Origin of the sequence: Halorubrum halophilum (assembly GCF_000739595.1) — an archaeon.
Lineage (GTDB): Archaea > Halobacteriota > Halobacteria > Halobacteriales > Haloferacaceae > Halorubrum > Halorubrum halophilum.
Genome location: NZ_BBJP01000048.1, coordinates 1 through 26036, shown reverse-complemented (window position 1 = coordinate 26036; position 26036 = coordinate 1). Strand labels below are relative to the sequence as shown.

The 26036-nt window shown below is 58.5% G+C and carries 23 protein-coding genes and 1 pseudogene; 12 read left to right on the top strand and 12 right to left on the bottom strand.

Annotated features, from left to right (window positions below; all coding sequences use genetic code 11):
* Positions 1 to 70 precede the first annotated feature (70 nt).
* Positions 71 to 1126, bottom strand: coding sequence for an Mrp/NBP35 family ATP-binding protein (locus tag ACP96_RS13755; RefSeq protein ID WP_050033732.1), 1056 nt, complete (start codon positions 1124 to 1126; stop codon positions 71 to 73).
* 476 nt (positions 1127 to 1602) lie between these two features.
* On the opposite strand from ACP96_RS13755, the gene ACP96_RS13750 reads away from it, so the two are divergent.
* The 8 genes from ACP96_RS13750 (at position 1603) to ACP96_RS13715 (ending at position 8789) form a co-directional block, all read left to right on the top strand.
* A complete protein-coding gene (locus ACP96_RS13750; protein WP_050033731.1) occupies positions 1603 to 2001 on the top strand; it encodes a helix-turn-helix domain-containing protein in 399 nt (132 codons plus the stop codon).
* Between the two features lie 91 nt (positions 2002 to 2092).
* Positions 2093 to 2428, top strand: a complete 336-nt coding sequence (locus ACP96_RS13745; protein WP_050033730.1) for a carboxymuconolactone decarboxylase family protein — start codon at positions 2093 to 2095, stop codon at positions 2426 to 2428.
* 84 nt (positions 2429 to 2512) lie between these two features.
* On the top strand, positions 2513 to 3172 hold the full coding sequence (locus tag ACP96_RS13740; protein WP_050033729.1) for a helix-turn-helix domain-containing protein: 660 nt from the start codon (positions 2513 to 2515) through the stop codon (positions 3170 to 3172).
* 180 nt (positions 3173 to 3352) lie between these two features.
* A complete protein-coding gene (locus ACP96_RS13735) occupies positions 3353 to 3595 on the top strand; it encodes a 4Fe-4S ferredoxin N-terminal domain-containing protein (RefSeq protein WP_050033728.1) in 243 nt (80 codons plus the stop codon).
* Complete coding sequence (locus ACP96_RS13730; protein WP_050033727.1) at positions 3588 to 6071, top strand: molybdopterin-dependent oxidoreductase; 2484 nt, start codon at positions 3588 to 3590, stop codon at positions 6069 to 6071. Before ACP96_RS13735 ends, ACP96_RS13730 begins: the two co-directional genes overlap by 8 nt.
* A 2-nt stretch (positions 6072 to 6073) precedes the next feature.
* On the top strand, positions 6074 to 6904 hold the full coding sequence (gene dsrO / locus ACP96_RS13725; RefSeq protein ID WP_050033726.1) for a sulfate reduction electron transfer complex DsrMKJOP subunit DsrO: 831 nt from the start codon (positions 6074 to 6076) through the stop codon (positions 6902 to 6904).
* Positions 6904 to 8208: an NrfD/PsrC family molybdoenzyme membrane anchor subunit gene (gene nrfD, locus ACP96_RS13720; RefSeq protein WP_050033725.1), complete on the top strand. Its 1305-nt coding sequence runs from the start codon at positions 6904 to 6906 to the stop codon at positions 8206 to 8208. Before dsrO ends, nrfD begins: the two co-directional genes overlap by 1 nt.
* Complete coding sequence (locus ACP96_RS13715) at positions 8205 to 8789, top strand: TorD/DmsD family molecular chaperone (protein ID WP_004597856.1); 585 nt, start codon at positions 8205 to 8207, stop codon at positions 8787 to 8789. Before nrfD ends, ACP96_RS13715 begins: the two co-directional genes overlap by 4 nt.
* 116 nt (positions 8790 to 8905) lie before the next feature.
* Here ACP96_RS13715 and mobB read toward each other — a convergent pair whose 3' ends face one another.
* Positions 8906 to 9637 carry a molybdopterin-guanine dinucleotide biosynthesis protein B gene (gene mobB / locus ACP96_RS13710; RefSeq protein WP_050033724.1) on the bottom strand — a complete coding sequence of 244 codons (732 nt, stop codon included), beginning with the start codon at positions 9635 to 9637 and terminating at the stop codon, positions 8906 to 8908.
* Between the two features lie 254 nt (positions 9638 to 9891).
* Here mobB and ACP96_RS18005 point away from each other — a divergent pair, with 254 nt between their 5' ends.
* The 4 genes and pseudogenes from ACP96_RS18005 to ACP96_RS18795 form a co-directional block, all read left to right on the top strand.
* A complete protein-coding gene (locus ACP96_RS18005; protein ID WP_394296552.1) occupies positions 9892 to 10326 on the top strand; it encodes a molybdopterin-dependent oxidoreductase in 435 nt (144 codons plus the stop codon).
* The gene (gene mobA / locus ACP96_RS18000; RefSeq protein ID WP_082222559.1) at positions 10323 to 10967 is read left to right on the top strand and encodes a molybdenum cofactor guanylyltransferase; all 645 of its coding nucleotides are present in this window, start codon (positions 10323 to 10325) and stop codon (positions 10965 to 10967) included. The genes ACP96_RS18005 and mobA overlap by 4 nt, the downstream gene beginning before the upstream one ends.
* A 566-nt stretch (positions 10968 to 11533) precedes the next feature.
* On the top strand, positions 11534 to 12808 hold the full coding sequence (locus ACP96_RS13705; protein ID WP_050033723.1) for an IS4 family transposase: 1275 nt from the start codon (positions 11534 to 11536) through the stop codon (positions 12806 to 12808).
* Between the two features lie 13 nt (positions 12809 to 12821).
* Positions 12822 to 12929, top strand: a pseudogene (locus tag ACP96_RS18795) (IS1595 family transposase); the annotation flags it as partial.
* A gap of 58 nt (positions 12930 to 12987) precedes the next feature.
* Here the strand turns inward: ACP96_RS18795 and ACP96_RS19335 are convergent.
* The 10 genes from ACP96_RS19335 to ACP96_RS13665 all read right to left on the bottom strand — a co-directional run bounded on the left by ACP96_RS19335 (position 12988) and on the right by ACP96_RS13665 (position 25804).
* Positions 12988 to 14037: a hypothetical protein gene (locus tag ACP96_RS19335; protein WP_202593961.1), complete on the bottom strand. Its 1050-nt coding sequence runs from the start codon at positions 14035 to 14037 to the stop codon at positions 12988 to 12990.
* Positions 14034 to 14726 (bottom strand): hypothetical protein, encoded by a 693-nt coding sequence (locus ACP96_RS13700; RefSeq protein WP_050033722.1) that lies wholly within the window; start codon positions 14724 to 14726, stop codon positions 14034 to 14036. The genes ACP96_RS19335 and ACP96_RS13700 overlap by 4 nt, the downstream gene beginning before the upstream one ends.
* The gene (locus tag ACP96_RS17990) at positions 14723 to 15109 is read right to left on the bottom strand and encodes a DUF7344 domain-containing protein (protein ID WP_202593960.1); all 387 of its coding nucleotides are present in this window, start codon (positions 15107 to 15109) and stop codon (positions 14723 to 14725) included. Before ACP96_RS17990 ends, ACP96_RS13700 begins: the two co-directional genes overlap by 4 nt.
* A gap of 460 nt (positions 15110 to 15569) precedes the next feature.
* The gene (locus ACP96_RS18790; RefSeq protein ID WP_154020476.1) at positions 15570 to 15881 is read right to left on the bottom strand and encodes a hypothetical protein; all 312 of its coding nucleotides are present in this window, start codon (positions 15879 to 15881) and stop codon (positions 15570 to 15572) included.
* Between the two features lie 144 nt (positions 15882 to 16025).
* Positions 16026 to 16412 carry a hypothetical protein gene (locus ACP96_RS13690; RefSeq protein ID WP_202593959.1) on the bottom strand — a complete coding sequence of 129 codons (387 nt, stop codon included), beginning with the start codon at positions 16410 to 16412 and terminating at the stop codon, positions 16026 to 16028.
* Between the two features lie 2614 nt (positions 16413 to 19026).
* Complete coding sequence (locus ACP96_RS13685; RefSeq protein WP_050033719.1) at positions 19027 to 19506, bottom strand: hypothetical protein; 480 nt, start codon at positions 19504 to 19506, stop codon at positions 19027 to 19029.
* A 204-nt stretch (positions 19507 to 19710) separates the two neighbouring features.
* Positions 19711 to 23205 (bottom strand): ATP-binding protein, encoded by a 3495-nt coding sequence (locus ACP96_RS13680; RefSeq protein WP_237561666.1) that lies wholly within the window; start codon positions 23203 to 23205, stop codon positions 19711 to 19713.
* Between the two features lie 311 nt (positions 23206 to 23516).
* Positions 23517 to 24761, bottom strand: a complete 1245-nt coding sequence (locus tag ACP96_RS13675) for a phage integrase SAM-like domain-containing protein (protein ID WP_050033718.1) — start codon at positions 24759 to 24761, stop codon at positions 23517 to 23519.
* The gene (locus ACP96_RS13670) at positions 24758 to 25219 is read right to left on the bottom strand and encodes a hypothetical protein (protein WP_050033717.1); all 462 of its coding nucleotides are present in this window, start codon (positions 25217 to 25219) and stop codon (positions 24758 to 24760) included. The genes ACP96_RS13675 and ACP96_RS13670 overlap by 4 nt, the downstream gene beginning before the upstream one ends.
* 3 nt (positions 25220 to 25222) lie before the next feature.
* The gene (locus ACP96_RS13665; RefSeq protein ID WP_050033716.1) at positions 25223 to 25804 is read right to left on the bottom strand and encodes a DUF7342 family protein; all 582 of its coding nucleotides are present in this window, start codon (positions 25802 to 25804) and stop codon (positions 25223 to 25225) included.
* Positions 25805 to 26036: the final 232 nt, after the last annotated feature.

Genomic DNA, 26036 nt, shown 5'->3' with positions numbered 1-26036 from the left:
TCATATCTAATTACGACGCCAGATCTGAAGGGAGACCTTCGACTGAGCGCGAGCTTCAGCGTGCCGTTGCCTACTGGTTCTGCCCAATTTCGACGGCACCGTTGGCGTGCGAACGTCGCCGCTCTCGACCGACTTGGTCCATCGTCCGTTCAGCGAGCTTTCGGAACGCTCGTGCCGGCTCCGAGTTACCGTCGGAAACGACGGGCTCTCCGACCTCGCACCCCTGTTGGATCGCGGGGTCGAGCGGGATCTCGGCGAGGAGCGGGTGATCGAACTCGTCGGCGAGTCGCTGGCCCCCGCCGGTCGCGAACACGTCGTGTCGAGTCCCGCACTCGTCACAGACGAACCCGCTCATGTTCTCGACGACGCCGAGTACCGACGTATCATGTTTGTCAAACATCCGAACGCTCTTTCGGGCGTTATCCAGCGAGATGTCCTGCGGCGTCGTCACGGCGAGCGCACCCAAGACCCCTATCTGCTGGAGCAAGGTCAGCTGTACGTCTCCCGTTCCCGGAGGCAAGTCGACGATGAAGTAGTCGAGACCTCCCCACTTGGTGTCGTGTAGTAGCTCTGTGAGTACCTTATTGACCATGGCGCCCCGCCAGATGACCGGATCGTCGTCACCGACGAGGAAGCCGATGCTCATCAGCTTGAGTCCGTGGCTCTCGACCGGTCTGATTGTCTCGTCGTCCTCCGCCCTCCCCGGTTCATCCTGTACGCCAAGCATCCGCGGGATGTTAGGGCCGTACACGTCGGCGTCGAACAGTCCAACATTGGCCCCCCGCTCGGCCATCGCCGTCGCAAGATTCACCGAGACGGTGCTTTTGCCGACGCCGCCCTTCCCGGAGGAGACAGCGATCACGTTCGGTGCGCCGTCCATCTGGCCGGCGGGCGTCGTATCGTCGATCTCGACCGAGAGAACTGGTTCGTACCCCTCGTCCCGAACGGCGGCTCGAACGTCCTCGGTTATCTGTGTCTCGACCGGCGAGTGCGGGGCACCGAGTGCGAGCGGTACGTGGGCGGTATCTCCATGGAATTCGATGTCTCCGACGAGACCGAGCGAAACAATGTCGTCATCAAGGGCCGGATCCTCGACCCGTGCGAGCGCGTTTTGAAGGGTAGCCATTAGTAGATCACGTGGTTAGGCTGCGGGGCGGATTGCCGCACTTCGCCGTCGTTGTCGGCCGTAATATCGCGGGCGGTGCCCTCGGCGGGCACCGGCCAGTCGTGGAACGCTACAGACTCGAGACAGGCCTCTGAGCCTTCAGGCGCCCTATACTCACCATGGTCTCGGTACATGTTCGTGTGTAATATCTCGAGCGGCCAAGCCGTATTCCTGAATATTACAGGTTTTTAAATCTATCAGGCGGGCTCTAACGAATTACTGCTGTACCGCCCGGTCCGAGCGAGCGATTCGAGTAGGCGCTGTGTGGCGAGAGTTTCTACAGCAGAGAACAATCCATCCACCGAAATCATCGGCAGCTTCTGTCACACGACGGTGGTGTTTTAGCCGTCTCGTCATTCATAAGCATATAATGACTAACATAATTTAGCGGAGCGAGTTTACTCTTTTCAGCGGAATGTACTCGTACGGGTTTACCAATGGCAACGAACGGTGCGGGAGACGACGGGCATACGGTTCTAATAGAGACCGATCCGAATGTCGATATTGCGGCCGTCTTAGGTACGATTGCGGATCTCGATATTGACGGAATACGAGTTCGTGATATCCGCACCAAGGAGCGCTCAATGGTAACAATTTCTCCCGAGAAGCTGACAGAGGTACAGCGTCGGACATTACTTCGAGCGGTTGAAGCCGGATACTACGCCGAGCCACGGGAAGTGACACTCGCAGACCTCTCAGCGGAGTTTAATGTGTCTAAGTCCGCGATTTCACAACGCCTCCACGGTGCTGAGGCGACAATCATCCGGCAAATGGGCGAAGAGATGACTCACGGGCGGGTACTGGATCCGACAATGGCGTCTAGTCAAGAGGAATGACGGCTCGAGTCCGTCGAACCGACCGAGGCAGTATCGTCACGTCATGGAAATACTCGGGTCGCTTTTATGTGTATTCTCTAGATGTCCGTGTATGTCTGATGCCATCGAAGATACCGACGAACTCCCGTCGACGGCGGGTGAAATCGCCGCTGAATTTCCCGAGGTGTGGGACGAGTACGCCGATTTAGGCAAAGCCTGTTCGGAAGCCGGTCCAATCGAGGGCGAAGAGAAGCGCCTGGTCAAACTGGCGCTGGCGGCTGGCTCTGGGTCGGAAGGAGCTGTCCACTCACACGTCCGACGAGCGCTCGAGGAGGGTGTTGACCCTGAGGCGCTGCGACACGTCGCGCTACTGGCTGTGCCGACAATCGGGTTTCCAAACGCGGTGGCAGTGCTGACGTGGATCGACGACATCGTCGACGCAGAGTGAGCAGCAAACTGGCTCGCTCCGTCCGTACAGTCGCTTACAGAGCGTACAACGCAAGTGATTACATCTCTCGTTGGTGAAATTATAATGGTAGAAACGACAGAGCGCTCATCGACCGCAGCGAGCGATAGTACGGAGACCACCTATCGACTCTACGCCGAGTTTGAGCTTTCCGCGTCCGGTGAGGTCGCCTGTCCTGTTGAGGTCTTCGGCCAGAACGCAGACCGGATCGATCGGCAGTCTTCTGACGGGAAGTGTCACACGGAGACTACACATGAGTGCGGCGACGAAACACCATCTGGGCGCGCCGACACGGAAATTCGCCACTCGAAAACCGAGATCACGTCTGAGTGCTTCTGTCCCATCTTCTTCGAATACGACTGTATGCCGAAGATCGCGGCGGTCACCGACGACGCCGTTGTCATTCGGGCGTTTCTCCCGGACCGCGACTGCCTCTCCGCGCTGATAGACGACCTCAGAGAGGCGACGGACGAACTCTCGTTGCGCCGTCTCACGCGGGTCGACTCCGTCGACGGCGATCGGTCGAACAGCGTTACGCTCGACCTCTCCACGCTGACCGAAACCGAGCGAGAAACGGCCGCGATGGCGGTTTCGTCGGGGTACTACGAGACGCCGCGGGAGGCGAGCATCGGCGAGCTCGCTGCGGAGTTAGACATCACGAAGTCGGCAATGTCGCAGCGACTGAGTTCGATCGAATCGAAACTCGCGCTCGCCGCCTTCAGGTGAGCTGTCCGACTCTCGGAACAGTCGTCGGTATGCGGCGATCAGGCGTGTGAAATACCAAACTTGTATTTTACCCATGATATAACATAACAATTGTTCACAGAGAACTCGCGGAGTATATAAGATACTGTAGTATACAGCATGAGCCGTATCGCAGTCTACTCACAACATACAGATAGAGCCATGAGTGACCCACAGCAGCCGAGACTGACGCCGATCGATGAGTGGGAAGATGAAGCTGAAGCGATGTTAGATGATGTCGAATATGACACTGATCTCGGTGTCCAGATGGCTCGTGATGCGATTCGGGTCTCAAATGGAGAGCTGACTGACGCCGAGTTCCACGAGAAGTACCACGAAGCGGTACTGGACGAGTTCGGCGAAGACGAACGCCCGACGAAGCCGGAGGGGTTCGAAGATGACTGACGGGAAAGCGTACAGACGAGACGTACTGAAGGCCGGTGGAGCCGCTGCCGCCCTTGGAGTCGGGGGGAGCGGATTTCTCCAGACGCTGGTCGAGAGCGAGGAAGATCAGCCGTCGACCTCCGGGTTCGAGAATTTTGTCGGTCAAAACGACGTCGTTCAGACCGTCTGTTCTCCCAACTGTCGGGGGAAGTGTCCGATCGACGTTCACGTTCGCGACGGTCAGGTGAAGAAGATCGAACCACATCCACCGGAAGACGAACAGTACAAGCGAGCCTGCGTGCTCGGGCTGTCACATACGCAACGCGTGTACGACCCGACGCGACTGAAGTACCCGATGAAGCGGGCGGACTGGTCGCCTGACGAGCCCAATCCACAGGGACGCGGTCCGGACGCCGAGTTCGAGCGCGTCTCGTGGGACGAGGCACTCGACCTTGTCGCCGACAAGATGCAGTCGTTGAAAGCCGACCACGGCGCCGAGAGCGTCCTCTTCCACGAGGGGTCGGGGAACTACGGGCAGTCGGGGAAATCGTTCAAGCGACTCGCGTCGCTGTTCGGCGCGACCCAATCCGCTTGGGGTATCGACACCAACGTCGGTCGCGGCTTCAACCGCGTTACTGGTGTCGGTGCCTTCCTCCCGCCGACGAACGAAGCCGAAGACTGGGAGAACGCCAACACCATCATCATCTGGGGGGCGGACACGTTCGCCAGTCAGTTCCAGATGGACGCCTCGAAGGTCCTCGACGCGGTCGAGAACGGGGCGAAGCTCGTCGTCGTCGACCCAGTGTACACGACGACGGCGTCGAAAGCGGACCTGTGGCTCCCCGTCGAGCCCGGCAAAGACGTGCATCTCGCACTCGCGATGATGCACACCGTCTTCGAGGACGAGACGTACGACGAGGACTTCCTCCGGACACGGACGACCGCCCCTGCGCTGATCCGTAAGGACACGGGAGAGTTGCTCAAGGCGAGCGACGTCTTCGGAGACGGCGGCGAACAACAGGTCGTCGCCGTCGAGCAGGGCAGCAACAGCCCGGTTGCCCTCGAACCCGAAACCGGCGGCGCGTACGCGCTCTTCGGAGAGTTCACCGTCGACGGCATCCAGTGTGAGACGGCACTGACGAGACTTCGAGACCACGTAGCGGACTACGCACCCGAGAAGGTCGCCGAGAAGGTGGGTGTCGATGCCGAGAACATCCGCACCGCGATCAGGTGGCTTGCGACCCGCGGCCCCGGTGGCATCGCCCCGAGTTACGCGATCGGGCGGTACAAACACGGCCACATCTTCGGGCAGGCGTACGCGATGCTGATGGGGCTGACCGGCGACTACGGTCGGCACGGGAACATCCACGCGGAACACTCCGGTGGCGCAACGCTCGCTGCCGGTGACTGGGCCGCTCCGGACGACGCCGACCCCGGACCGTCGTTGTACTTCCCCGATTACCCCGACGCGATGATCGACGGCGACCCACACGAGATCAGAGCCGTCTACTCCATCGAGTCGAATATGATGGGTAACCAGTTCCCCGACCGACAGCGGTTCAGAGAGGCCATCAGTAGCCTCGAACTGTTCGTGGTCGCAGACATGCACCACACGGACACGGTCCAGAACGCCGACATCATCTTCCCGGTTCCCCACTGGTTCGAGCAGGAAGACATCGTCTCTGGCTGGGGGTCTCATCCACACCTCGGGTACCGCCACAAGGTACAGGAACCGATGTGGGAGGCCAAAGACGACTACTATGCCATCCGCGGACTCGCGGAGCGGTTCGGGTACGGCGATCGCTTCCCGGAGACGAAACGAGACCTGCTCCGGAAGCTCGCCGGCCGAGACGACGACATCGACTTCGACACGCTGTTCGAGCAGGGGACGCAAAAGAAAGAGAGCGTCCCGATCGTCAAGTACACCGACGAGTTCCCCACCGAGACGGGGCGCATCAAGATGTACGACGACGACGCCCCGAGCGAAGAGGGCGTCACGTTCGACGTGCCGCGACCGCTCGAGGATCGGACCGCCGACGACTACGAAAAGGCCGACGAGTACCCGCTCATATTCATGCAGAAGCACAGTCGCTTCCGCATCCACTCGCAGTACGAGATGCTGAACTGGGTGCGCGAGATCAACCCGGAACCGCAGTTGGACATCCACCCGAAGGACGCGAAGGCCCGTGGCATCGACGACGGCGAGTACGTCCGGGTGTACAACGACCGGGGCGAGATGGTCGTGAAGGCGAAGTACAACGACGCGTTCCAGCCCGGTCTGGTCAACACCGATCAGGGGTGGTGGAGCCGCGACTTCGTCGAGGGTCACCTCCAAGACCTCACGCACAACGAGGTCAGTGAGGTCGGCCAGACGATGGCGTTCTACGACGTGCGGGTGGCGGTCGAATCCGCACCCGACGACGTCGACACCGATAAATACGGATCTGACAACCCGCGCGGGAGCGGTGCCAAAGCGACTCCCACAGGAGGTGACTGACGATGACAAAACACGGGCTCGTAATCGACCAGGAGCGGTGTATCGGGTGTCAAGCGTGCGCAGTGTCGTGTAAACAGGAGAACAACGTTCCGATGGGGCAGTTCTGGAACCGCGTTCTCACTGAGGGCGGTGAGAAGATGGACACTCCCTCGGGCGGCTACCCCGAAGACGGCGGGAGTGGGTCACTGGACATGCAGTACCAGCCGACGGCGTGTCAACACTGCGAGAACGCGCCGTGCGTGAAGGTCTGTCCAGTCAACGCGACGTATACCCGCGACGACGGCATCGTCGAGATCGACTACGACAAGTGTATCGGCTGCCGCTACTGTATGGCAGCCTGTCCGTACAACGCTCGGGTGTTCAACTGGGACGAGCCCGAACACATGCCAGAGGAGGGAACCGGTGACGTGGAGGCCCGACCGCAGGGCGTCGTCGAGAAGTGTACGTTCTGTAGCCACCGTGTCGACGAGGGGCTCGATCCGGCCTGCGTCGTCAACTGTCCGGCCGATGCCCGCATCTTCGGTGACCTCGACGACGAGAGCAGCACCGTCTCGAAGTACATCGACAAGTACGAGACGGACCAGCTGCTCGAAGACCGCGGGACGGACCCGAATACGTACTACATCAGCGGCGAGATGAGTCCGGGACGCCCGCAGACGTCGGACAAGATGGAGAGCGAACTCGACGATGTCTCGCCGTGGTCCGACGGAGACGACGACGTGCCGTCGGAGGAAGCCGACAGTGTTGGTGGCGAGTCGAGTGGTAGCAGCCACTCGGTTGAGGGTGGCGAGATTCCGTACGCTACGCCTGCGAAATCAGGAGGTGACGACTAATGACGGCGAAGACTGGATCGTCGCGCGTTGCGATCTCCTCGTTCAGCGGAAAGGGCAAGCTCTGGATCGGCCTGCTTGTCGCGCTCATGGCCGCTGGGATCGCTGCGTGGGGGTACCAGGTCACGACGGGGCTGATCGCCACGGGAATGCGCAACGTCTTCTCGTGGGGGCTGTACATCATGATGTTCGTCCTGTTCGTGGGGCTGTCGGCAGGCGGACTCATCATCAGTAGCGCGCCGAAGTTCTTCCATTCGCACCGCTACGAGGGCTTCGCCCGACTCGGAGTGCTGGTCAGCCTCGCGTGTATCATCGTCGCGGGACTGCTCATCTTGCCGGACATCGGTCGTCCGGGGCGGATATACCAGTTTTTCACCTCGCCGGACTTCCGGTCACCGATGGTGTGGGACTTCGGTATCGTCCTGCTGTACGGACTCTTAAACCTCTGGTACCTGTGGCTCTTGACCCGACGTGACCTGGCCGCGCGCGGGTCGGCCCTCGCGCTCGGCTTCAAAGACACCGAGGCGGGCCGTGAGCGCGATCGAACGCTCATGTTCTGGACGGCAGCAGTCGCGCTTCCGACCGCGGTCGCGCTCCACTCGGTGACGGGCTGGATATTCGCAACGCAGGTCGGTCGCGGTGACTGGTTCAGCCCGCTTGTCGCCCCGGTGTTCATCGCGAAAGCACTCGTCTCCGGGCTCGGCCTGCTGCTGGTCGTGTCGGTCCTCGCGGACCGGTACACGAACTTCGAGGTCGACCATGAGGAGCTCACGAGCCTCGGGAAGATTCTCGGGATCTTCCTCGCGTTCCACGTGGTGTACCTCTTAGCGGCCGAGCGGCTACCACACGCTTGGGCGGATCACTTCGAGTTCTGGGCCATCATGAGTAACTTCCTGATCGGGGACTCGGTGTACTTCTGGCTGTGGACCGTCGTCGGTGGCGCAGTCCCACTCGCTATGCTGGCACTCCCGCCTCTCCGAAAGCGCGTATCAGTTATCTTCACCGCGAGCGTGCTCGCGGTCGTCGGGACGATGTTCGAGGGGATTCGCCTCGTGTTTACGGGGTACGAGGTCGCCAACATCGACTCTGCGCCCGGCATCTCGCTCGGCGGCGAGTACACCGGTATTACGACCGATATCTGGGCGACGGCAGGGGCCTACACCCCGACGCTCGTTGAGATCGCTGTCACCCTCGGCATTATCGCCTTCGGGGCGTTTATCGTCACGCTCGGCCTGAAGTACGTGCCGATTCAGCGAGTCGACGCTGAGCCATCGTACGCGACTGACGGCGGAAAACAAGACCAATGACGGACCAAACTACCGCGTCGACCGAACGTGAGCGGTCGACCGAACGGACCGACGAAAGCGACGCGTTCCAGTCGGACGCAGCGGCGACATACGCGGTCCTCGCCGAGTGTTGGCGGGAGCCCAGCCCCCGGCTCGTCGCGGCCGTCGAAGCGGGCGAGTTGGAACCGGTGTTCGGCGACCTCGGATCGGTAGACCTCAAGGACCTTCGAACCGAACACACGCGGCTGTTTATCGGCCCGGCAGGACCGCCGTGTCCGCCGTACGAGAGCGTCTACCGCGACCGCGACGACCCCGACGAACTCGGTCCAGTCAAGGGGCCCGCTACGATGGCGGTCGCGCGCTGGTATCGAGAGTTTGGCGTTCAGCCCGCTCAGGACCATTCGGACCTTCCAGACCATATCGCGACGGAGTTAGAGTTCGCCGCGTACCTGGCGGAAGAAGGGTTCGATGAGCGGCTCGAACAGTTCTGTGACGAACATCTCAACACGTGGACTGAAGCGTTTTTGGAGCGTGTTGAGGACAAGACATCTGAACAGTTCTATGAGGCGCTAGCGGCGACAACCCGGCAGGTGGTGGGATAGCTGAGCCACTCGGCTTGCGAACTCGACGGCGTCTCGGCGGGATCGAGTCGGCACCACGAAGGTACCGCTTTTCCGTGAGTTGCTCTTCTCTTGAGAGAGCCGCGGACGTCGGACAGCTAGGCTCGATCAACGAGTTGATCGAGCGCCTCGCCGACCGCCTCGTTCGCTCTCGTTGGGCCGTCGGCCAGTGCTACCACGTAGACGAGATCGTCATGTTCGTCGAAGAGAGGCTGCTGACGGTGGACGCGCGCGTCACGGATGCCGTCCGTCGAACGGAGGCGGCGTTCCGCCGCTTCGACCTGTGTTTCCACGTTATCAGTGGAAGCCAGTCCGGCCTCCAGTACGGTACTCGTCGCGATACTTCCGGAAGCGCTTGTACCGACTGAGCCACGGAGCGCGGTCACGAGGGACGCCGGTGTCTCGTAGGCGGGGAGGGTCTCGACGATGTCCGTCACCTCGTCGAAGTCAAGATCGTCAGCGCTGGCGGCCGTAACTACTTCCGGGGCTGTAACCGGTCTATCGCCGAGCGACACCTTCGGAAGGTGACTGTCGCTAAACCCCTCGACGATGGCGTAGTCACACTCGATTGCGAAGTCGTCGAGCACGTCGCTAAGCGTTCGCTGGTCGCCGGTGCCGAACCATCCTCCGTCGTCGGTGAGACCGACGGTATACATCGAGCCAGCCGCTCGATGCCTGGCGGTGTCTTTCCCATCGGTATCGATGTCTGGTTCGTGAGTGAGGCGCTTGACGGTTCCCACCGCCCCGTGAGCACTGAGGCGAGACGCGAGCTCTGCGACGGTGGTTGTCTTTCCGGAGTCGGACGGTCCGACGACGCCGAGTACTTTCATACTCTCACTCACAGGGAAGCTAATATATAGCGTCCGGAAGCGCTGGGTTAGGGTGACTCATTCGGTCGTCACAGCGGCTGTTCGCATGGTAGATGAGATTCTTCAGACCGAGGCAAGACTATACATTTATATTTACTTAATCAGGTTAATTATTGAGGAGCAGGCTCAGGGTCGCTGAGAACTACTACTTTACTGTTAGGCAAATGAATTCCCCAGACACTCGTTTCCACGAACTTCCCTCACTATCCACCCCGATTACTGTCTCGGGGAATCGCAGTCTGTCGTTATCTGGTGAAGCACTGTCGATGCTTCCGATCGAGACCAAAACGGTCACAATCAAGTGTGCGTCGGGTACACGCAACACAGCAACTTGGGCAGGAATTCCAGTACTCGAACTGCTCTCTGCCGCCGACGTTTCAGACGAGACAACTCATTTGGTGGTCGAAAGTGATGGCGGCTATCGCATGTGTGTTGACATCCGCGCGGCGCTTGACGGCTTGCTCGCCTTCTTTCGTGACGGCACGCCAATTTTGGAGTGTGAACCATACGAAACACGGTTTATCACGCCTGGTGTCGACGGCGCTCGAACGGTAAAGGCGGTCGCACTACTGGAAGCACGACACCTCCCTCCGAGTGCTGACCCGGAATCTGTCGAAGAAATATCCCGAGAAGAAGAATACTCCGCATGAGTGGCGAATCACCTGGCGTGACTGGCGTGGTTCTCGCAGGTGGGAACAGTCGTCGATTCGACGCCGGAGACAAGGCTCTTGCTACGCTTGACGGCGAGACGTTTCTCGAGCGAGTACTCGGTACGCTTCGTGCTTCGACAGCACAGCCACCAATTGTCGCAGTTCAAACCGAGGCCCAACGGGAGCAACTTCGCAGGACCCTCCCGCCGTCATGGGATGTGCGGTTCGTGTTGGACGACAGCAGTCTCGCGGGACCGCTTGCTGGACTATTGTCAGCATGTGAGGCGGCACCGACACCGTGGATATTCGCAGTCGGGTGCGATATGCCGCTCTTGGATCCGAGAGCAGTCAGGGAATTGTGGACACGAGTTGCGAATCACGCTGAGAGAGCGCCTGAAGCAGTCGTCCCAGTTTCACGGCGCGGACGACGCGAACCACTACACGCGGTTTACCGACGCTCTGCGGTCATCAGCCACCGAAATAGTGTATCTGATGAGAGTAGTTTCAATGCGTTTCTCGCCGAGTTTGACCATGTCGACTACGCCGAGCTGAATGAACTACCGCAGTTGATCCGGCTATCGACAACGAATATAAACACGGTCGCAGAACTTGAACACGTCACTGAGAGACAAAGGGAGTAATCTGCTTTGTTGAATCCACAGAAGGCAGCAGGATCGGGTCATTCTGTACACGGTTCAGGACCGCTGCCGAGAGAATGTAGAGATGGACTCTTGCCAGGGAGAGCACGGATCGAGATCGTTGGGTGGATCGATCCAATTCATCGACGACGAAAAACGAGATAACCGCGTCTTCAGCGATCGTAATCACCGTGCTGTCATCGGATTCAACAGCGAAGAACGGGTCCTCTTTCCGGGACTAGACGGGTTAGCAGACTGGCTCCATCGTTACTATACCCCAATCCGAGAGACTGAGACACAGCCACCCTAACATCCATTGAAGCGTGGATACGCGCTGTGTATCCAGCATAGCCTCTCCAAACTATCAGCATCTGAGGATTTTAACAGAACCGCCACGGTCGACGTCGACTGTGACGAGTGTTCGAGAGGTATTGATAAAGAGCAAGACAGCTGATCATCTGTCTTTAGTTAAGCGAGAAACCGCGAGATAGCGGCGGCTTATCGAGGCATCTTTCGGAAGGAATGAGGAAGTCCAGTCTGTGCACGACAAGGACTCCTCATCTCGAATTATGCGTCGACTCACTACACTGTTTCCCTCTGAGTTCCTCGAAGAGCACGCCGAGGAACTCGGCGTGGTCGAACGTGACCGCAAGCTCCAGATCCCTGCCTTCGTTTGGGCGTTCGTGTTCGGCTTCGCCGCAGGCGAAAGCCGAACACTCGCCGGGTTTAGACGCTGTTACAACTCTACTGCCGATGAGACGATCTCTCCGGGTGGATTCTATCAGCGGTTGACACCGACGCTTGCAGAGTATCTCCGCGACCTCGTCGAGCGCGGTCTCGACGAGGTCGCTGTTCCTAACGCTGTTGACGCTGATATCGACCGATTTAGAGACGTGATGATCGCTGATGGAACGGTGTTGCGGTTACACGAATTTCTCTCAGACCAATTCGAAGCCCGCCACGAGGAGCAGGCTGGAGCGAAGCTCCACCTGCTCCACAATGCCACAGAGCAGACGATTGAACGGCTCGATACTGCTAACGAGAAAACGCACGACAGCACCTTGTTCAAAACAGGGCCGTGGCTTGAGAATCGCCTCGTGTTGTTCGATCTTGCCTACTTCAAGTACCGCCGGTTTGCGCTGATCGACGAGAACGACGGCTACTTCGTGAGTCGGCTGAAGCAGAACGCAAACCCGGTGATTACGGCAGAATTACGGGAATGGCGCGGCCGCGCCATTCCCTTAGAGGGCAAGCAGCTCCGAGCTGTTCTCGATGACCTTGACCGGAAATACATCGATGTGGAGGTCGAAGTCGAATTCAAACGGGGGCCGTACAATGGGACACAGTCGCTGGATACGAAGCGATTTCGCGTCGTCGGCGTCCGCAACGAGGACGCCGACGACTACCACCTGTACATGACGAATTTAGCTAGGGAGGAGTTCTTTCCGGCGGATTTAGCGGAGATCTACCGCTGTCGGTGGGAAGTTGAGTTGCTGTTCCGGGAGCTGAAGACGCAGTACGAATTGGACGAGTTCGACACGAGTGACGAACACGTGGTGAGGATCTTATTGTACGCAGCGCTGCTGTCGCTGCTTGTAAGCCGCGATCTGTTGGATCTAGTCACTGAGCAGGCGGATGATGAGCTTGTGTTTCCGACAGAGCGCTGGGCGGCGACCTTCCGGTCGCACGCCCAGCTCATTCTCCACGAACTCGGTGAGTTCCTCGGCTACTCACCGCCGCCGCTGCTCGACCGGCTGATCGAAGACGCTCAAAAGATCCACCAGCAACGACCAATCTTACAAGAGACGCTCGCTACCGCTACACAACCGAGGTGTGAGGCTTAACTAAAGACGGATGCAGGCCGCTCATACATTCGGGATCGTTAGATCGCTGAATCTCACAGGCGCATCTGTCGATATCACCATCGACTGCCTTGTTATGGGGTCTTTCCGCAGCTCTACATAAGAGCGAATAGAAATCCAAATCTGCCTGGTTAGCTACTCAACTCTCTATTTCACTGGGGTTAATGACCAGCAGCAGGATGGTTCTCATCATCGTCTCGATCGGTTTCGATCGGCTCGTAGTTGGCACTATTTCCAACGGGAGCAAACCCTGGGACGTAACTGAAGTGTTTCCCCGGCTCCCCACGAAACATTAGTGGGAACGAGCCGCGAGCTTCTCGAGCCCGATACTGCGGCCCCCACTGGTTAAGCTCCGTGGTCGGCTTAGCTACATGCGGGGCAGGTAGTTCTGCACGCTCTAAATCCTTGAGCGTGAGTACCCGTATTTCAAGTTCCCGTGCTAGTTTTTCGGCTCGCGGAGTGAGCTCGGTTGTGTGGCAGAGTATTGGCATCGCACGGCAGGCAAACGCTACCGTACAAAGCCGAAAGAGTGTTGGCGGTGTGATTGGGTCCGTCGTCCAGTCTTTACACTGGGCAACGATCCAATCGCTGGGTTCCTGCTGTTTCGTTCGTCGCCGAGCGACGACATCAACCTCGAGACTGAAGATGTGCTGGCGTCTTGCCGCCCCGTATCCCCAACGGTTGAGTGCCCGATCGAGTTGGTACTCGAGCCACCGCCCATCATTGTCACCACGACCCCCGACATGTGGGTCGATTTCGCCAATAGTGATATCCGCTTGAGTGGCCAAGACTGGGCTTTCTGTCGGCACCGCGGGAATGATGTCTCGTAGCGCTGTAGCGTACTCAAGCGCTGTTGTGAACTTCTCAGCGGGTGCCTCGTCGTAGTTGGCGTCTGCCAACGCAGCCTGTAGTGAGCGGATCAGCCAGCATAACTGTTCTTCCACGCGAGTGAGTGCAGTCGCGTAATCGCTGGCAGAATCTAGTGTATTGTCGTCGGTCGAGTCATCGTCACAATCTGGGTCAGGAAGAATCCGTTCGGCCTCTTTGATGGGCTGGTTGGTTAGATACAGGAGGCGGCGGGCGAACATCCGCTGGTCAGTTGTGAGCGTGTGGTCGCCTTCGATCGTTTCACGGAGTGATGTGAGTGTCTCCGTAAGCGAGCACAGATGATTTGCGTACCCGTCTGGGAGGTGGGATTCGTTTGCGCTCATCGGGTGAGTGGGCTGGGGGTGAAGTGGTGACGTGTCAATGTGGTCTCTGAGAGCGCCTTGATGCTCGGTTGGCCCTGTTGCTGGATGTGGTGGTAGAGTTCCGCTTCGTCGGTGACGGTGACCCACTGAGGGCTGCCGGCCTCTCGGTACCGCAATTCGTCGTCGACGGCCCCAAGCACACCTTGTTCAGTTGTCGCCGTCGCATCGAAGACGAGGACATCTGGATCCGGATGAGTCCACGTACCGCGAATCCAGTTAAGCTGTGTCTCGATCGTCGGCGGGTCGATGGGACCCGGATATCGTGGTTCCGCTGGTGCGCTGATCGCGACGTCGGTGACACTGTCGCGACCACAGATACGCCAGCGTTCACCCGTCCACTCGAGTTCACGGCGGGTCCAACTGTCACCGTCGCTGTCTGGGTCGAGGGTAAGTCGTCGTGGTGGAGTATGAGGTGGGTCCCACTGGAGGACACATGACCCACCGTCAGAGAGTGTACCGTCATTTGTTCGACGCTGGTGTTCGAACAGCGCAGCATCGATCTGCGACCGTGCTCGCCGGAGTGTGACGAGAGGGTCTGCGGACGGTGTGGCTGCTGTTCCGTCGGCGGTATCGACCGCCTCGAACAGGCGATGGAAGCGGGCGTCGATGTCTCGAAGTGTCGCGAGGGCACGGGCTTGTGTCTCAGTCATGCGCTTTCCTCGCGGTCTGGTTTGTAGCAGGCTGTCTGGAGCCGGCGGATGTATTCGGCGAGTGGTTCAGTTGCGTCTGTCGCGGTTACGGTCTTGGATCGGTCATCGTAGTCGACTGCACCGACTTCATCGAGGGTCTCGAGATGCTGCTGGGTCAGCGCGATATAGACCGACGTACGTTCGTCGCTGCCGACCTTGCTGGGATCTATCCCGTTTTCGATGGCCGCGATTTCGACCGCAAGTTCGTTAGTGGGGACTGCTTTGGAAGCGCGTGACAGAGACAATACGACGCGGCGTCGGCGACTATTTCCAATCGCATCGAACGCGACATCTGGTTCCATTGGAACCGCGAGTGAGGCCGTCTCGTCGGGCGTGTCTGTCATTTAGCTCGCCTCCGTAGATGGGATCGTCCGTCGATGTGGCTGGCGTCTCTTCGACAAGCTGTAATTAGTGAGGGGTTCATGCGGGGTGTCCTGTCGCCACGGCTGGGACTCTCTGGTCGGCTTGGGAGGTTGATTACCTATGGTTTGGATGTGGGCGCTGCTGTGCGCTTTGTCACGCTGGTGTGCGAGTTGTACGAGGGTGTCTGTCACTAGGTCAGTTTTGAGCGTAGTGTTCTGAGAGACAGAGTTATGACTCCTGACCCTGGTGTTTTGGATTGCTGTCATTGGGTTGGCAGCACGATTCCTCCGGCGTCCTAGCGCCGGGGGAGTTCTCTCGGATCGTGCTATTCCGCTAGACGAGCGAGTGTGACTTTTATATTCGTGTCACAAATCTCGTCCACTGTATTTGCGTCTTTGAGTGGTTGTATCGGTCGAATCTGTCTGTAGTCTTAATTTCCTGTTAAATCACACTCCACTCCCACCGGTAGCTAAAAATACACTTCTCATAGACGATGAATATACAATCAACGATATCTATGGTAGCAAGAACTGAGATCAACTCTCTTTGCCCCCAGTCCGTTGATGTTGGTGGTGATGCTGTTGCGTCGTCGCTCCCACAGTCGTGGTGTCCCGCCGCCGTCGTCTCCCCCACCTCCACTCTCGAACCATCCTCGTAACACTCGATGTCGTCAACATACCACCCCACTCCCCAGTCTCGCATCGGGACGGTAACCCGTAGGTGCTGTTGTCGCCGCCTGTCGCCGCTGCTCATCATTGGGTCTCGCGTCGTAACAGGTGCCCCCCAGGGTCGCTGTTGCCGCTGGTCCGGTCTTGTTTCTAGTTCGTTCGTCGGTCGGCTTCCATGCTGGTCGCTGTTCGGATCGTGGTGTCGTCGATTCTGTTCTCTGTCGATCGCCTAGTCGTCGTCTGTTTTCCTAACCGCATCCCGTTCGTCGAACACTTGGTCCCGGACAACTGCCTCCTCGTCCGATCGATCTGGATAGCTCCCTGCGCTCTGAAAGTACGGTAGTGGGCTGTCGGCTAACTCCACACCAGAGACGCCGGCGGGCATCGGCCGTTCGCTGATAGTCTCGAATCGATCTTCGACTGTGTTCGCGACGGTAGTGCTTGTGCCGAGGTTCTCAAGAAGATGATCGAGCTTCGCGTCCAGTTGTTCGAACCGGTATCGCATCTCGCGTGCTTGGACTCCCTCCCGGAGGAGCAGTTCGATCACTCTGCTCTTCGGGATGTCATGGTGGTTTGCCATCGCTTCGAGAATGCTGTTCAGATCGTCATCTACCATCGCTCCAATTCGTTCTCCCATATGGTGTCACTCCCTCTCCGGGTAGTAAGTGATTTTCGTCAGCCGCCTCGGCTATCCCCCAATCAAGTCAGTATCTGCCGACCCCGGCTACTCCCCGCCCCGCGCCGCCATCTGGCCCCGCCCTGGTCATCCACGTCGGCTCCGTCCTGAACGACCCGCCTACGGCAACCCAGGGGGGATCGATTCTTCGCCTCACCTTCTATCTCTTCCCCTCCCGTCTCCCTCGCCCCCTGCTGATCGCTGTCCCCTGCTGAACAGCCGTCGATAGCTGTTCCCCGCTGCGGTGCTTTTGGATCGTGTCTCCCGCCGCCCCCACCCCACCGTCGCGTCGCTCTCGCTGTTTGGTCTTCGTCGACATCGCCGTCGCCCCTACCGTCTCCGTTGTTTCGCCGCCCCCGCAGTATCGTTGCCTCGCTGTCGTCGTCGCCCCCATCCCCCACCGTCGCGTCGCACTCGGTGCGGTCACGATCGCGTCTCCCCCGCCCACTCACCCCGCACCGCTCACATCGCGACCGCGACTCTCGACGTCGCCGCCCGCGCCCCCGCCCCCACTCTCGCATCGTGATCTGGCCCCTGCCTCTTGTTGTCGCCCCGCCGCCGCTGTTCGCCGTTGGGTGTCGTGTCGTCTCGGTGGTCCCTCCATGTCGTCGTGCCCCCGCCGGTTCGGTCTTGCTTCCAGTTCGGTCGTCGGTCGGCTTCGATGCTGGTTGCTGTTCGGATCGGGGTGTCGTCGCTGGTCGGTGTCCCCCGCTGGTCGATTCTTGCTTCCCGTCGCTCGTCGAGTTGTCGCCGCCGGGTCGGTCTCGTTGGTGGTGTCGTGGATCGCCTCTGGAGTGCTATCGATCAGTTGGTGGTCCGACGTCGATCTTCGGGCCCGGGTTGTCTCCCGGTCGCCGTCGGTCCTCCGAGTCAGGCTCTCCCGTTACCTCGCAGTCGTTGCTGTCTCGCTTCGTCGCCGGGACTGGTCATGGCTCTTCCCCAGTCCTCTGCTGGTGGTCGTTGCTTGCCTGTCGTCGGCCCCTGTTCATCGCCTCATACCCCCTGTCTCCTGTGCCGCTCTTCGAGGGTTCTATCCATTATCATATCTCTGATAGTCGTCGCCTTGTCCGTCTCCCGTCTCCCCCACTTTCCCCCGCCCGTTTCTTGGCTCCGGCCCGAATCGTTCGCTACGCGACTATCCACTGAACTTCATCTCCCCTGAACCCTAATTGTGTGAATTCGGCTGAACTGCGACGGGGAAAGTAGATTGCTCTATAGGCTCTCTAAAGCTATCTCTGCGTATGGCTGAACAACGACGCCTGATTTTGCGGGTGCTATTCTATATACGAACCCCCCGAATCCCGCCGCTGTCTGGTATTTACAGAAATAGACAGATAGAATATCTAAATTAATAGAGGAGGTGCCAATAGCCTTGCCGTCTGGTATTACTGGAGAATTTGAATCAAGGTCACTGGCTATATACAGAATGCCGCAATCCCCGTGTTGTCTGGTATTTACGAGACTATATACGAGATGGCCGTATCACGCTACCGTCTGGTATTTATGCTGGTGGTTCGCGTGTCGCACTTCGTGTTCTGAGAGTTAATACACACCCCCGCAATACCGGTGCCGTCTGGTATTTACGAGACTATATACGAGACGGCCGTATCACGCTACCGTCTGGTAAATAGACAAATGCGAGGTGGTCGTTCGATCGGGACTTGCTAATTAATACCCACCCACCGAATACCGGTGCCATCTGGTATTTACGAGACTATATACAAATCACCGTAATCCCGGTGCTGTCTGGTATTTATAAGGTTGGTTGGGCTGTGGAAACCATACTAAATGTGGTAGGAAGCACTGAGTGGTACGGCGGTCGAGCCGGTAGCTACCGCGCAGGGAGTGGGGCCGACTTGGGGGGTGTAGGGTGTGGGGACGCTGGCACAAGTTGGTCTTCGATAGCTGAGAGCTAGAGAGTCAGTATTGGTGTGGCTTGCTGAGAATATTCCGTGGATGGGTTGCGCTCTATTCGTGTGTTAGCCTTGTATTGAGGGTCGGGTGGTCGCGCTCCATTCGTGAGTCATTTTTGCGTCGACAGTCGGGGGGTCGCTGTCCATTCGTGAGCCATTTTTGCGTCGACAGTCGGGGGGTCGTTTTCCATTTTCGCGTTAGAAGTCGCTGAATCGGGGGAATCGATAGCAGATGCTACCCCCATCTCACTAGGTCGAAACAGCGACTCGATGGTATCACTCTCGGAAGTGTGATTCCGAGTTTGAGGGATTCCATGGTGATGAGCGAGGATAGGACACGCTTCTTGTACCTCAACGGCCAGTGGATAGTGAGCCTGAAGAGAGCCATCCGATAGTTTTGCGTCGAGAGTGAGGCAGGCGTGGGTGAGGAGTTGTGTGGGAGATCGCTGGGTCTGGGAGGGTGTTCAGGAGTGGGCCGGCGTGGGGTGAGCCTGTCGGTTGTCTTGCGTCAGGCAGTGATCAGTTGGGGATAGCCACTGCTAGCATCTCCCGGAGGTTGGGTTCTGGAGAGAAACAAATGGAGGGCCAGGGGGTGCCGACGCTGTGACTACGGCCGGCTTCTGGTGGTCGTGCGGGAGTTATCAGTCGGCAGCTTCAGACTCGTCGGTGGTGCTGTCGGCTTCAGACGCATCTGTATTGACGACCTCGCCGTCTTGATCGAGGTCGACTCGGAAGCCACCATCAACTTGGTCGCCGCCGATGTCGTTATCCCACTCCGGGTGATAGCGAACCGTTTCGTCATGCTCGATTCTGTACTCTTTGACGAAGGTCCGCCCTGTGATCGTCCCGCCAAGTTTGTAGCCGTAGACATCTGCCCGGTCGAATCGTTGTTCGAGGGGGACGAGGATGATCTCGTTGCTGTCCTCATTGTAGGCGAGCATCATCGCTTTGGTGTCCTCAAGATACTGCTCGACAACTGTAGAGTTCGGTGCGAGCTGTCCATCTTCTCGGATGGTGATGAACTCGCGTCCGTGGTAGACATCGTGGCCCTCATCGGTGAGGGATTCAGCGACTTTGTCGATGACTAGTTCGGGGGGAGCATTGTCCTCCGGGGAGGCCATCTCTCGTGCGTCTTCTTCCTTGCTAGCGTTGGTATTGGGTTGGCCGTCTGGGTTGTCTGGTGGATTGTTCGTATCTTCGTCTCTGTTGGCAGTAGATTCTTCTGATATGCTACATAGCTACATTCAGACGAGGCCAGCATATTTTTCCCCTATAGAAGGCGGGTACGGGGTGTAGAAGATCAGGCTACTGAGTTAAATTTAGGTCTATTCGATCTTGCTGCGGAGTGAGTTCAAAGTATGAATCTCTTTGATCCCTTCGTCGTCGAGCTTTTTGTTGATTTTCTCAATGTTTTCTGAACGGCCTGAAGGTAGGTCTGTATCTGTGGCTTGGTCGAGTTGCTGTAGGAGTGTCCTTACTTCCTCGTTATTTTCAACGATCCAGACTGCATCTCCGTATCCCTCCTTGAGTGCCTCGTAGTCGTCGAGGACATGCTGTTTCTTTTCGGGACTTATCTCGACTTCAGTGAGCTTGTCGCGGTCTCCAGAGGTTTGCTTTGTCGCTTCTGCGAAGGTGTCTGTCTTGTTTTTTCCTCCGTTGATGTCGCCGTAGAGTGTAATGTCGAACCCCTGCTGGTCAAAGTATGCGGCAGAGAGCCGGACGCCAAGGTGATGCTCTGGGCTTTCGTTACCGAGTTCACCACCTTCGTCTGGGGAGAGAGACTTCCCGTCGGCGAGGAGTTCGCCTTTCTTCGTCGGGATGTAGTAGACTTTGTTCTGGCCGAGGGCAACCTTCTCGACGAGGTCTTGATCTTCAAGATCTGAGGCGTACTCGCTGTTGTGAAGTTTGGTCATCGGCTGGCCGAGGTCGTACAAGTCTACCTGCCCGGCAAGGGCGTCGAAGATGGTTTTCAGGAGAGTCAGCTGTTCTGGCTCAAGTCCGCCATCGTCACTCGTGGTGTCGCTGTCGGTGGTCGTGTTGTCGTCATCTCCGTCCCCAGACGAGCTGAAGTTCGCGCCGGCGCTGGAGTTGATGTACTCACTGTCCCGGTTGAGGGTGTGGAGATTCCGGCTGCGCTCCCGGACGAATTTGGACTTCGGGGAGACGTCGAACGGGCCTTCGCTGTGCCCTGGCGGGATCGGGAGTGGTTTGAGCGTGAGGATTTCTGGCTTCTGCTTGTGGAAGCCCGTGGACGGGAGTTGGACAACCCATTCTCCACGTCGGAGACCAGCGATTCGATCTTTGATCTCGTCAGTGTCTAAGTCCTCGTGGAACAGCGAGTTCGCCAGCATGTCGTCGGTGGCAATGTTCCCGATGATCTTCGTGTTGACGTTGTTGAGGATCTCCTGGTACGCCCGCCGATTGCTGCGTGGGTCCTCGCCGAGGACCTGCTCGGGGTACTGCATGATGAGTCCGAGCGAGAGATTGAACTCGCGGCCTTTGGGGAGCAGTTCGTTGTAGACGATCTCGTTGCGGGCGACGTTCGCGGATTCTTCGATGATCACGTTGGCGATGTAGTCGTCGCCGCTGGGTGTCCAGAGAGACTGGACGGAGGTCCAGAGGTGCGAGAGGAACAGGACAGTGAACACCTCGCTACTTTCTCCGCGGAGGTTTCCAGTGTCCATCAGGAGGACCTTGTTGCCGTTGAGGATGTTCTTCAGGTCGAGCATCGGGACCTCCTCACGGTCGTACCAGTCTTTTGTCTTGTTCCAGTGTTCCTCCGGAACCTCGAAGGAGAGCATGTCCCAGATGAAGTCGCGCTCCTTGAGCTTTCGAATCCGGTTGAGGACTGCGTCGGTCGTGTTCATGAACTGCCGCTCTTCTTTCTCAAGATGCGACTTGAGGAAGCTCCGGACTTGCTCGTCTTCGGCGGGGGGCAGTGCTTTGTTGAGGTCCTCGGGGTCTGCCTCTTCGAGGTTCTCGATGGACCGGCCGTGGTGTTGGAAGTCTCGGGCTGCGTCCAGTAGGTCGCCGATCGTGAAGTAGTCGGAGCCGTTCTCTTCGTCGAAGAGCCCCTTGATGAGGTTGGTCAGGATTTCGTTTGCGACGAAGGCTTGGTCGACCGTCTCCCGTCCGAGGACGAAGCGCAGCAGTTGGAAGTAGTGGTCAATGAGGTCCTGGATGGCTGTCTCACGTTCGCGGCCAGCGGAGCGTGTGAGCGGTCTGAGGTCGAAGAAGGGGATGCCGGGGATGTTGCCGTCTTCTTCGGGAACCTTGATGTACTCGACGTCCTCGAGGTCGCCAAAGAGTGTCCGATGGCATCGCAGGTAGTTCCGACACATCTCTCCGCCCTTGGGATCGATGAGGATTGTTGGGCCATTGAGTTGCTCGTGGGTAGTGAGCATGTCGTTGATCGTGGCGACTGTCTTCCCGCTCCCGGTGGTTGCTGCCCGGACGTAGTGGTGGGTGAGGTCGCCGGCGGAGAGGGCGAGTGCGTCGCGCTTGTCGATCTCGTGCCACCATTGATTCACGCTGTCGATGGCGCTGATCTCGTTTGCGTTGTCGTTGTCATCGCGAAGAGCTGTGACCGCGTGGCCGATGGTCATCCCGTCAGAGAATTCCCTGAACACTTCTTCGTTGGGGGAGGTGAGCGCCGACTGCGCTTTGGGCTTGCCGCCCGTTCCGCCCCGGCTCGCTTTCGGGAGTGCGTCGATCGATGGGACGGTAATGAAGTTCGCGATCTCCTCCATGTTACAGACGAGAATTGGCTTCCGACGGGTCACCATTTCGAGCCCGTTCGGGTAGGTGATGCCGTGGTTTAGCATCCGTCGGTACTCGTAGTCGTTCTCGCCAAGGTATTTACCGTCGATGGAGTAGAACTTCCCACTCAGGTGGCTGAGCGAGTCTTGGAGGTTTTTCGCGGTGCGTTCAGTCTGGGCAGCGGCCCGGAGGGAGACGTTGTAGGTGTGGCTAGGGTTTTTCATGTCGATCTGCCCCATTCGGCTCTGGCCGGCTCGTTGCCCATCGACTTGGGAGTCCATGATGGTCCCGCCGATTTCTTCGGGCGTGTCTCCCCGGTGGCGTTGCTGCTTTTCTTCATCTGAGACGCCCACGATAGCGTCGACGATACTCCGAGCGACCATGCCGCCAGTCGTGTGGACGCCGCGCTTGAGGCGGCCCTTCTGTCGTTGCGCCTTCGGTGACCAGTCTGAACGCGGCTCGAAAACGACCTGGAAGAGGACTGCGTCATCGGTCTGGATGATGCTTTCAAGCAGGTTTGAGAGGGTAGACCGATCCGTCGTTTCGGTGTCGTACCGGGTGAGAAGCGTCATCCAGTCCTTCCGTCGTTCTTCGACACCCTCGTAGCGAACCATGTGCGGCGTCTCCTCGAACACATCCGTGATGTCGAAGTCCTGCCGGTCGAACTCGAAGTTCTCGGGGTACTGCGAGCGCGTCGTACTCTCAAGAGTATCACAGTTCGTGTCGCCGCGTTCGCCAGGCCCGAGGAAGAACTGGAACTGGGCCTCGTTTTCTGGCTTGTAGATGATGAATTCGAAGTTGGAGACGCCGTCGATGCTGTCGAAGTGGAGCTCCATGTCGAGCGGGAGCTTCCGGCCCGTCCCGTATCTGTGAAGTCCGTAGAGTTCACGTTTGACGGTCTCTGAGTTGACCTCTTCTCGGACGGGGATGATCTTGATGTACTCCTGGCTAGCCTCTAGTTCAGTAACGCACTCTTCGGTATTTTCTACTCCTCGATTTTTTGTATCGCGTTCGTCAGACGTGTTGTCTGAGGCCCCAGATTCTTGTGAGGGCTGTCGCATGATTGAGAGATCCGATCGCACATTATATGAATTTTTTTGGAGATATACACAGATACTTTGACTTTTATTTTGAAATTGGAAGGTAAATATCTCGCACAAGCGTGTCACGAATGCCCGATATATGGACCAGTAGAGCACAGAAAGGGCTCACAATATTGTGATGAAATCGAATATTCCAAAGAGATAGTCTCTTGGAGCGTATTTCCGACCGATTCGGGTTGATAGGTTGTGTTGAATCGGGGTAAAGTGGAGGGATTCACTGTGTGACGAAGCGTTTGATGTTATAGACGACACACGCCAACGCGATCGATCTACCCGACATCATCAATTTCTTCGAGAGCCTCCGTGGCCACGTCCCCCAACTCGCCAGCCTCGATATGTGAGTATCGTTCGCGAACCATCTCTTCGGAGTTATCGAGATACCGAGCTGCTACGGTGTACCCGAACGCGCGGACGAGGACCTCACCCATCCCACGTCGACCGCCGTGGGGTGCAAGATAGTCGTGTTTCGGATGGTTGATGTCGATCTCGGCAGCCTCTGAGAGTCGCTGGAGAATCGACCGTGCGCCGTCCGTCGTGATTGACGGCGGCCGAATGTCCGCATCGAGCGCAAGCAGTAGGTCGCGAGCGTATTCTTCACGGCGTTTAGTGATCGCTTCTGGGCGTTCCCCTCGTTCGGTTAGCTCTTCTTGGACGAGCTCTGCGAGCGTCCGTTGGTCGAATGTCGGAAACACAGGCCAGCGCTCCGTCGGCGGGTCCATCAGCTTGCGGTAGCTCCGCAGCGGCGAGATCACCGGATCGGGGAGACTCGCGGTGTCCCACTGCTGTTTCTTCCGGTAGACGTCCATACTCCCGTCGTCAAGGGAGAGGTCCTCCCAGCGGACGCCGCGCCGGCGCGGGTCGTTCGGATCCCGTAGTAGCTCCCCGACTCGAACGGCGGTGTAGGCGAGGACGAACACCAGAGCCCGGTCACGAGCCGCCTTCAGTGCCGCGTAGTGTGCTCTCTGCTTGTCGAGTGGGTCAGTATCCTCCGGGAGTGTCGTGTACGCCTCGACGGCGTCGTGGGCCCGTCCGTCGACGTGGCGGGTGAGGTCGTGGCGCTGTTCGGACGTCCAGGCCTGCTGGTCACCGGGCTTTCGGCCATCATCCTCCGGTAGTGGCGCCATCGCACTCGCCCGCTGGGCGTAATGCGCCTCGAGATAGCCCTCGTTGACACACCAGCCACACCACGCAGAGATATAGCGGTAATAGGTTTGGACGGTGTTCAGCTTGAGGCCACGGTCACCAGCAAGATGCCGGGCGTATTCGCGGAAGACGCGTTCGTCGAGATCCTCGAAGGTGGGGTCGCGGTCGACGTCGTCGGGGACGATCCCGGTCCAGTCATTGTCGCCGCGGTCGCCGGCGGCCCACTCGGCGAACCGCTTGAGCTCGCGGGCAGCGTTTCGCCGATAGTTCCCGCCGTCGCCGCCGCGGCCTTTCCCCTTGTCCTGGAGGTAGCGCTCGAAGGAATTCGTGAGTGACTGTTCGGAACGGTTCCGAGGTGTACCGGGAGTCATGACTCTTCGTGCGCGTACTGGTAGGTCGGACGAACGTCCGCAAGGAGCGTTTCGACGATTTCCCAGAGGATCAGGGAGGGAGTTTCGTGTTCGAATGTGATCCCCCAACGGTCCTCCGTAGTGGCGGCTGAGTACTGGAAATGCGTCCGTCCGAGATCGGGGTGGTCCTCGTCCTGGTGCCAGCCAGCGTGAAAGCCCGTGTTCGGGTCGGTGTAGTTGATGCGGAACCAATCGTGTGGAGCCTGCCGATACCACTTGACGGTTAATTCCGGCGATTCAGGACCGGTCGGAGGATCCTCAAGGCGGGTCGGATCGAAAACCGCTCGCAGTTGCTTGGCCTCGATATCGTCGGGAAGGAACTCGACGGTCGTGATCTGAGGAATCCGGTCGAGGACGTCTCGCTTCAATTGGGCGTAGAGGTTCGCATTCGGATCACCACCTGGGTGTGGGACCGACATCCGTTAGCTGCTGGCCTCAGCAGGCTCTGTCGTCGGCGCGAGGAAGTCCCATTCGCGGATGGCGAAGCCGACGATCTGGATACGCCGCTGCAGGTGCTCCCACTCGCGGGCAATCTCACGGCGGCGATTTTCTTCATCGGCGTCAAGGGACTCATCAGCGAGCGTCCCGCGAAGCTGGTTTGGCGACTCAATACCGAATTCATTCTCCCAGTCGCGAATCTGCGTCTTCATATCGGCGAGACGGTCCGTGAGCTCCTCGACAGTGTGCCCGCTGTCTCGGAGCCGCATCGCCTCCTGCATCGCTTGGCGGCGGTAATCAGGGTAATACGTGGTGTGAGTCCCGCTTTCGTCACGGTGGAGGATGCCATCGTCGACGAGCCGATCGAGGACGCGTTTGGTCGGCTCGTGTGACCAGCCCGCTTCTGAGGCGATCCAGTTGGCCGTCTGAGGCTCCGAAAGCTGCCGGGCGGTCATCCTCACACGGTCTTCACCCGTGGTCTGACGTTCCATCAGGCCCTCGGAGTTCGATTCGTCTTCGGACATACAACACCGTTCGCGCTTCGTCTTAATATATGTTGAGGTCATTAGTCCTATATCGAATGCGTTTCTTCTCCATTGCCTCGACCTCGGAAGGGGAGAGTCAGAGAAATCTCGAACCCCGTTATTGGCGGTTCTACCCCGGGGGAAGCGGCGGTCTGTAGTCGGTTCCAGCATTCGTGCTTCCCCGACGGCGTCGGGGTACTTCAAAGTGGTCGTGATTATCCAAGTAATCACGTCCAGACGCGGATTTTTTACACTATCTTGATCTTTATTTTTA

What these genes read in the sequence shown, in the direction of transcription:
- ACP96_RS13680 (WP_237561666.1), bottom strand. Translation starts at nt 23,205, where the DNA reads ATGCGACAGCCCTCACAAGAATCTGGGGCCTCAGACAACACGTCTGAC.
- ACP96_RS13685 (WP_050033719.1), bottom strand. Translation starts at nt 19,506, where the DNA reads ATGGCCTCCCCGGAGGACAATGCTCCCCCCGAACTAGTCATCGACAAA.
- mobA (WP_082222559.1), top strand. Translation starts at nt 10,323, where the DNA reads ATGAGTGGCGAATCACCTGGCGTGACTGGCGTGGTTCTCGCAGGTGGG.
- nrfD (WP_050033725.1), top strand. Translation starts at nt 6,904, where the DNA reads ATGACGGCGAAGACTGGATCGTCGCGCGTTGCGATCTCCTCGTTCAGC.
- ACP96_RS18790 (WP_154020476.1), bottom strand. Translation starts at nt 15,881, where the DNA reads ATGAGCAGCGGCGACAGGCGGCGACAACAGCACCTACGGGTTACCGTC.
- ACP96_RS13715 (WP_004597856.1), top strand. Translation starts at nt 8,205, where the DNA reads ATGACGGACCAAACTACCGCGTCGACCGAACGTGAGCGGTCGACCGAA.
- mobB (WP_050033724.1), bottom strand. Translation starts at nt 9,637, where the DNA reads ATGAAAGTACTCGGCGTCGTCGGACCGTCCGACTCCGGAAAGACAACC.
- ACP96_RS13730 (WP_050033727.1), top strand. Translation starts at nt 3,588, where the DNA reads ATGACTGACGGGAAAGCGTACAGACGAGACGTACTGAAGGCCGGTGGA.
- ACP96_RS13745 (WP_050033730.1), top strand. Translation starts at nt 2,093, where the DNA reads ATGTCTGATGCCATCGAAGATACCGACGAACTCCCGTCGACGGCGGGT.
- ACP96_RS13735 (WP_050033728.1), top strand. Translation starts at nt 3,353, where the DNA reads ATGAGTGACCCACAGCAGCCGAGACTGACGCCGATCGATGAGTGGGAA.
- ACP96_RS13665 (WP_050033716.1), bottom strand. Translation starts at nt 25,804, where the DNA reads ATGACCTCAACATATATTAAGACGAAGCGCGAACGGTGTTGTATGTCC.
- ACP96_RS13750 (WP_050033731.1), top strand. Translation starts at nt 1,603, where the DNA reads ATGGCAACGAACGGTGCGGGAGACGACGGGCATACGGTTCTAATAGAG.
- dsrO (WP_050033726.1), top strand. Translation starts at nt 6,074, where the DNA reads ATGACAAAACACGGGCTCGTAATCGACCAGGAGCGGTGTATCGGGTGT.
- ACP96_RS13690 (WP_202593959.1), bottom strand. Translation starts at nt 16,412, where the DNA reads ATGGTAGATGACGATCTGAACAGCATTCTCGAAGCGATGGCAAACCAC.
- ACP96_RS13700 (WP_050033722.1), bottom strand. Translation starts at nt 14,726, where the DNA reads ATGACTGAGACACAAGCCCGTGCCCTCGCGACACTTCGAGACATCGAC.
- ACP96_RS13670 (WP_050033717.1), bottom strand. Translation starts at nt 25,219, where the DNA reads ATGTCGGTCCCACACCCAGGTGGTGATCCGAATGCGAACCTCTACGCC.
- ACP96_RS13740 (WP_050033729.1), top strand. Translation starts at nt 2,513, where the DNA reads ATGGTAGAAACGACAGAGCGCTCATCGACCGCAGCGAGCGATAGTACG.
- ACP96_RS13705 (WP_050033723.1), top strand. Translation starts at nt 11,534, where the DNA reads ATGCGTCGACTCACTACACTGTTTCCCTCTGAGTTCCTCGAAGAGCAC.
- ACP96_RS13755 (WP_050033732.1), bottom strand. Translation starts at nt 1,126, where the DNA reads ATGGCTACCCTTCAAAACGCGCTCGCACGGGTCGAGGATCCGGCCCTT.
- ACP96_RS13675 (WP_050033718.1), bottom strand. Translation starts at nt 24,761, where the DNA reads ATGACTCCCGGTACACCTCGGAACCGTTCCGAACAGTCACTCACGAAT.
- ACP96_RS17990 (WP_202593960.1), bottom strand. Translation starts at nt 15,109, where the DNA reads ATGACAGACACGCCCGACGAGACGGCCTCACTCGCGGTTCCAATGGAA.
- ACP96_RS19335 (WP_202593961.1), bottom strand. Translation starts at nt 14,037, where the DNA reads ATGAGCGCAAACGAATCCCACCTCCCAGACGGGTACGCAAATCATCTG.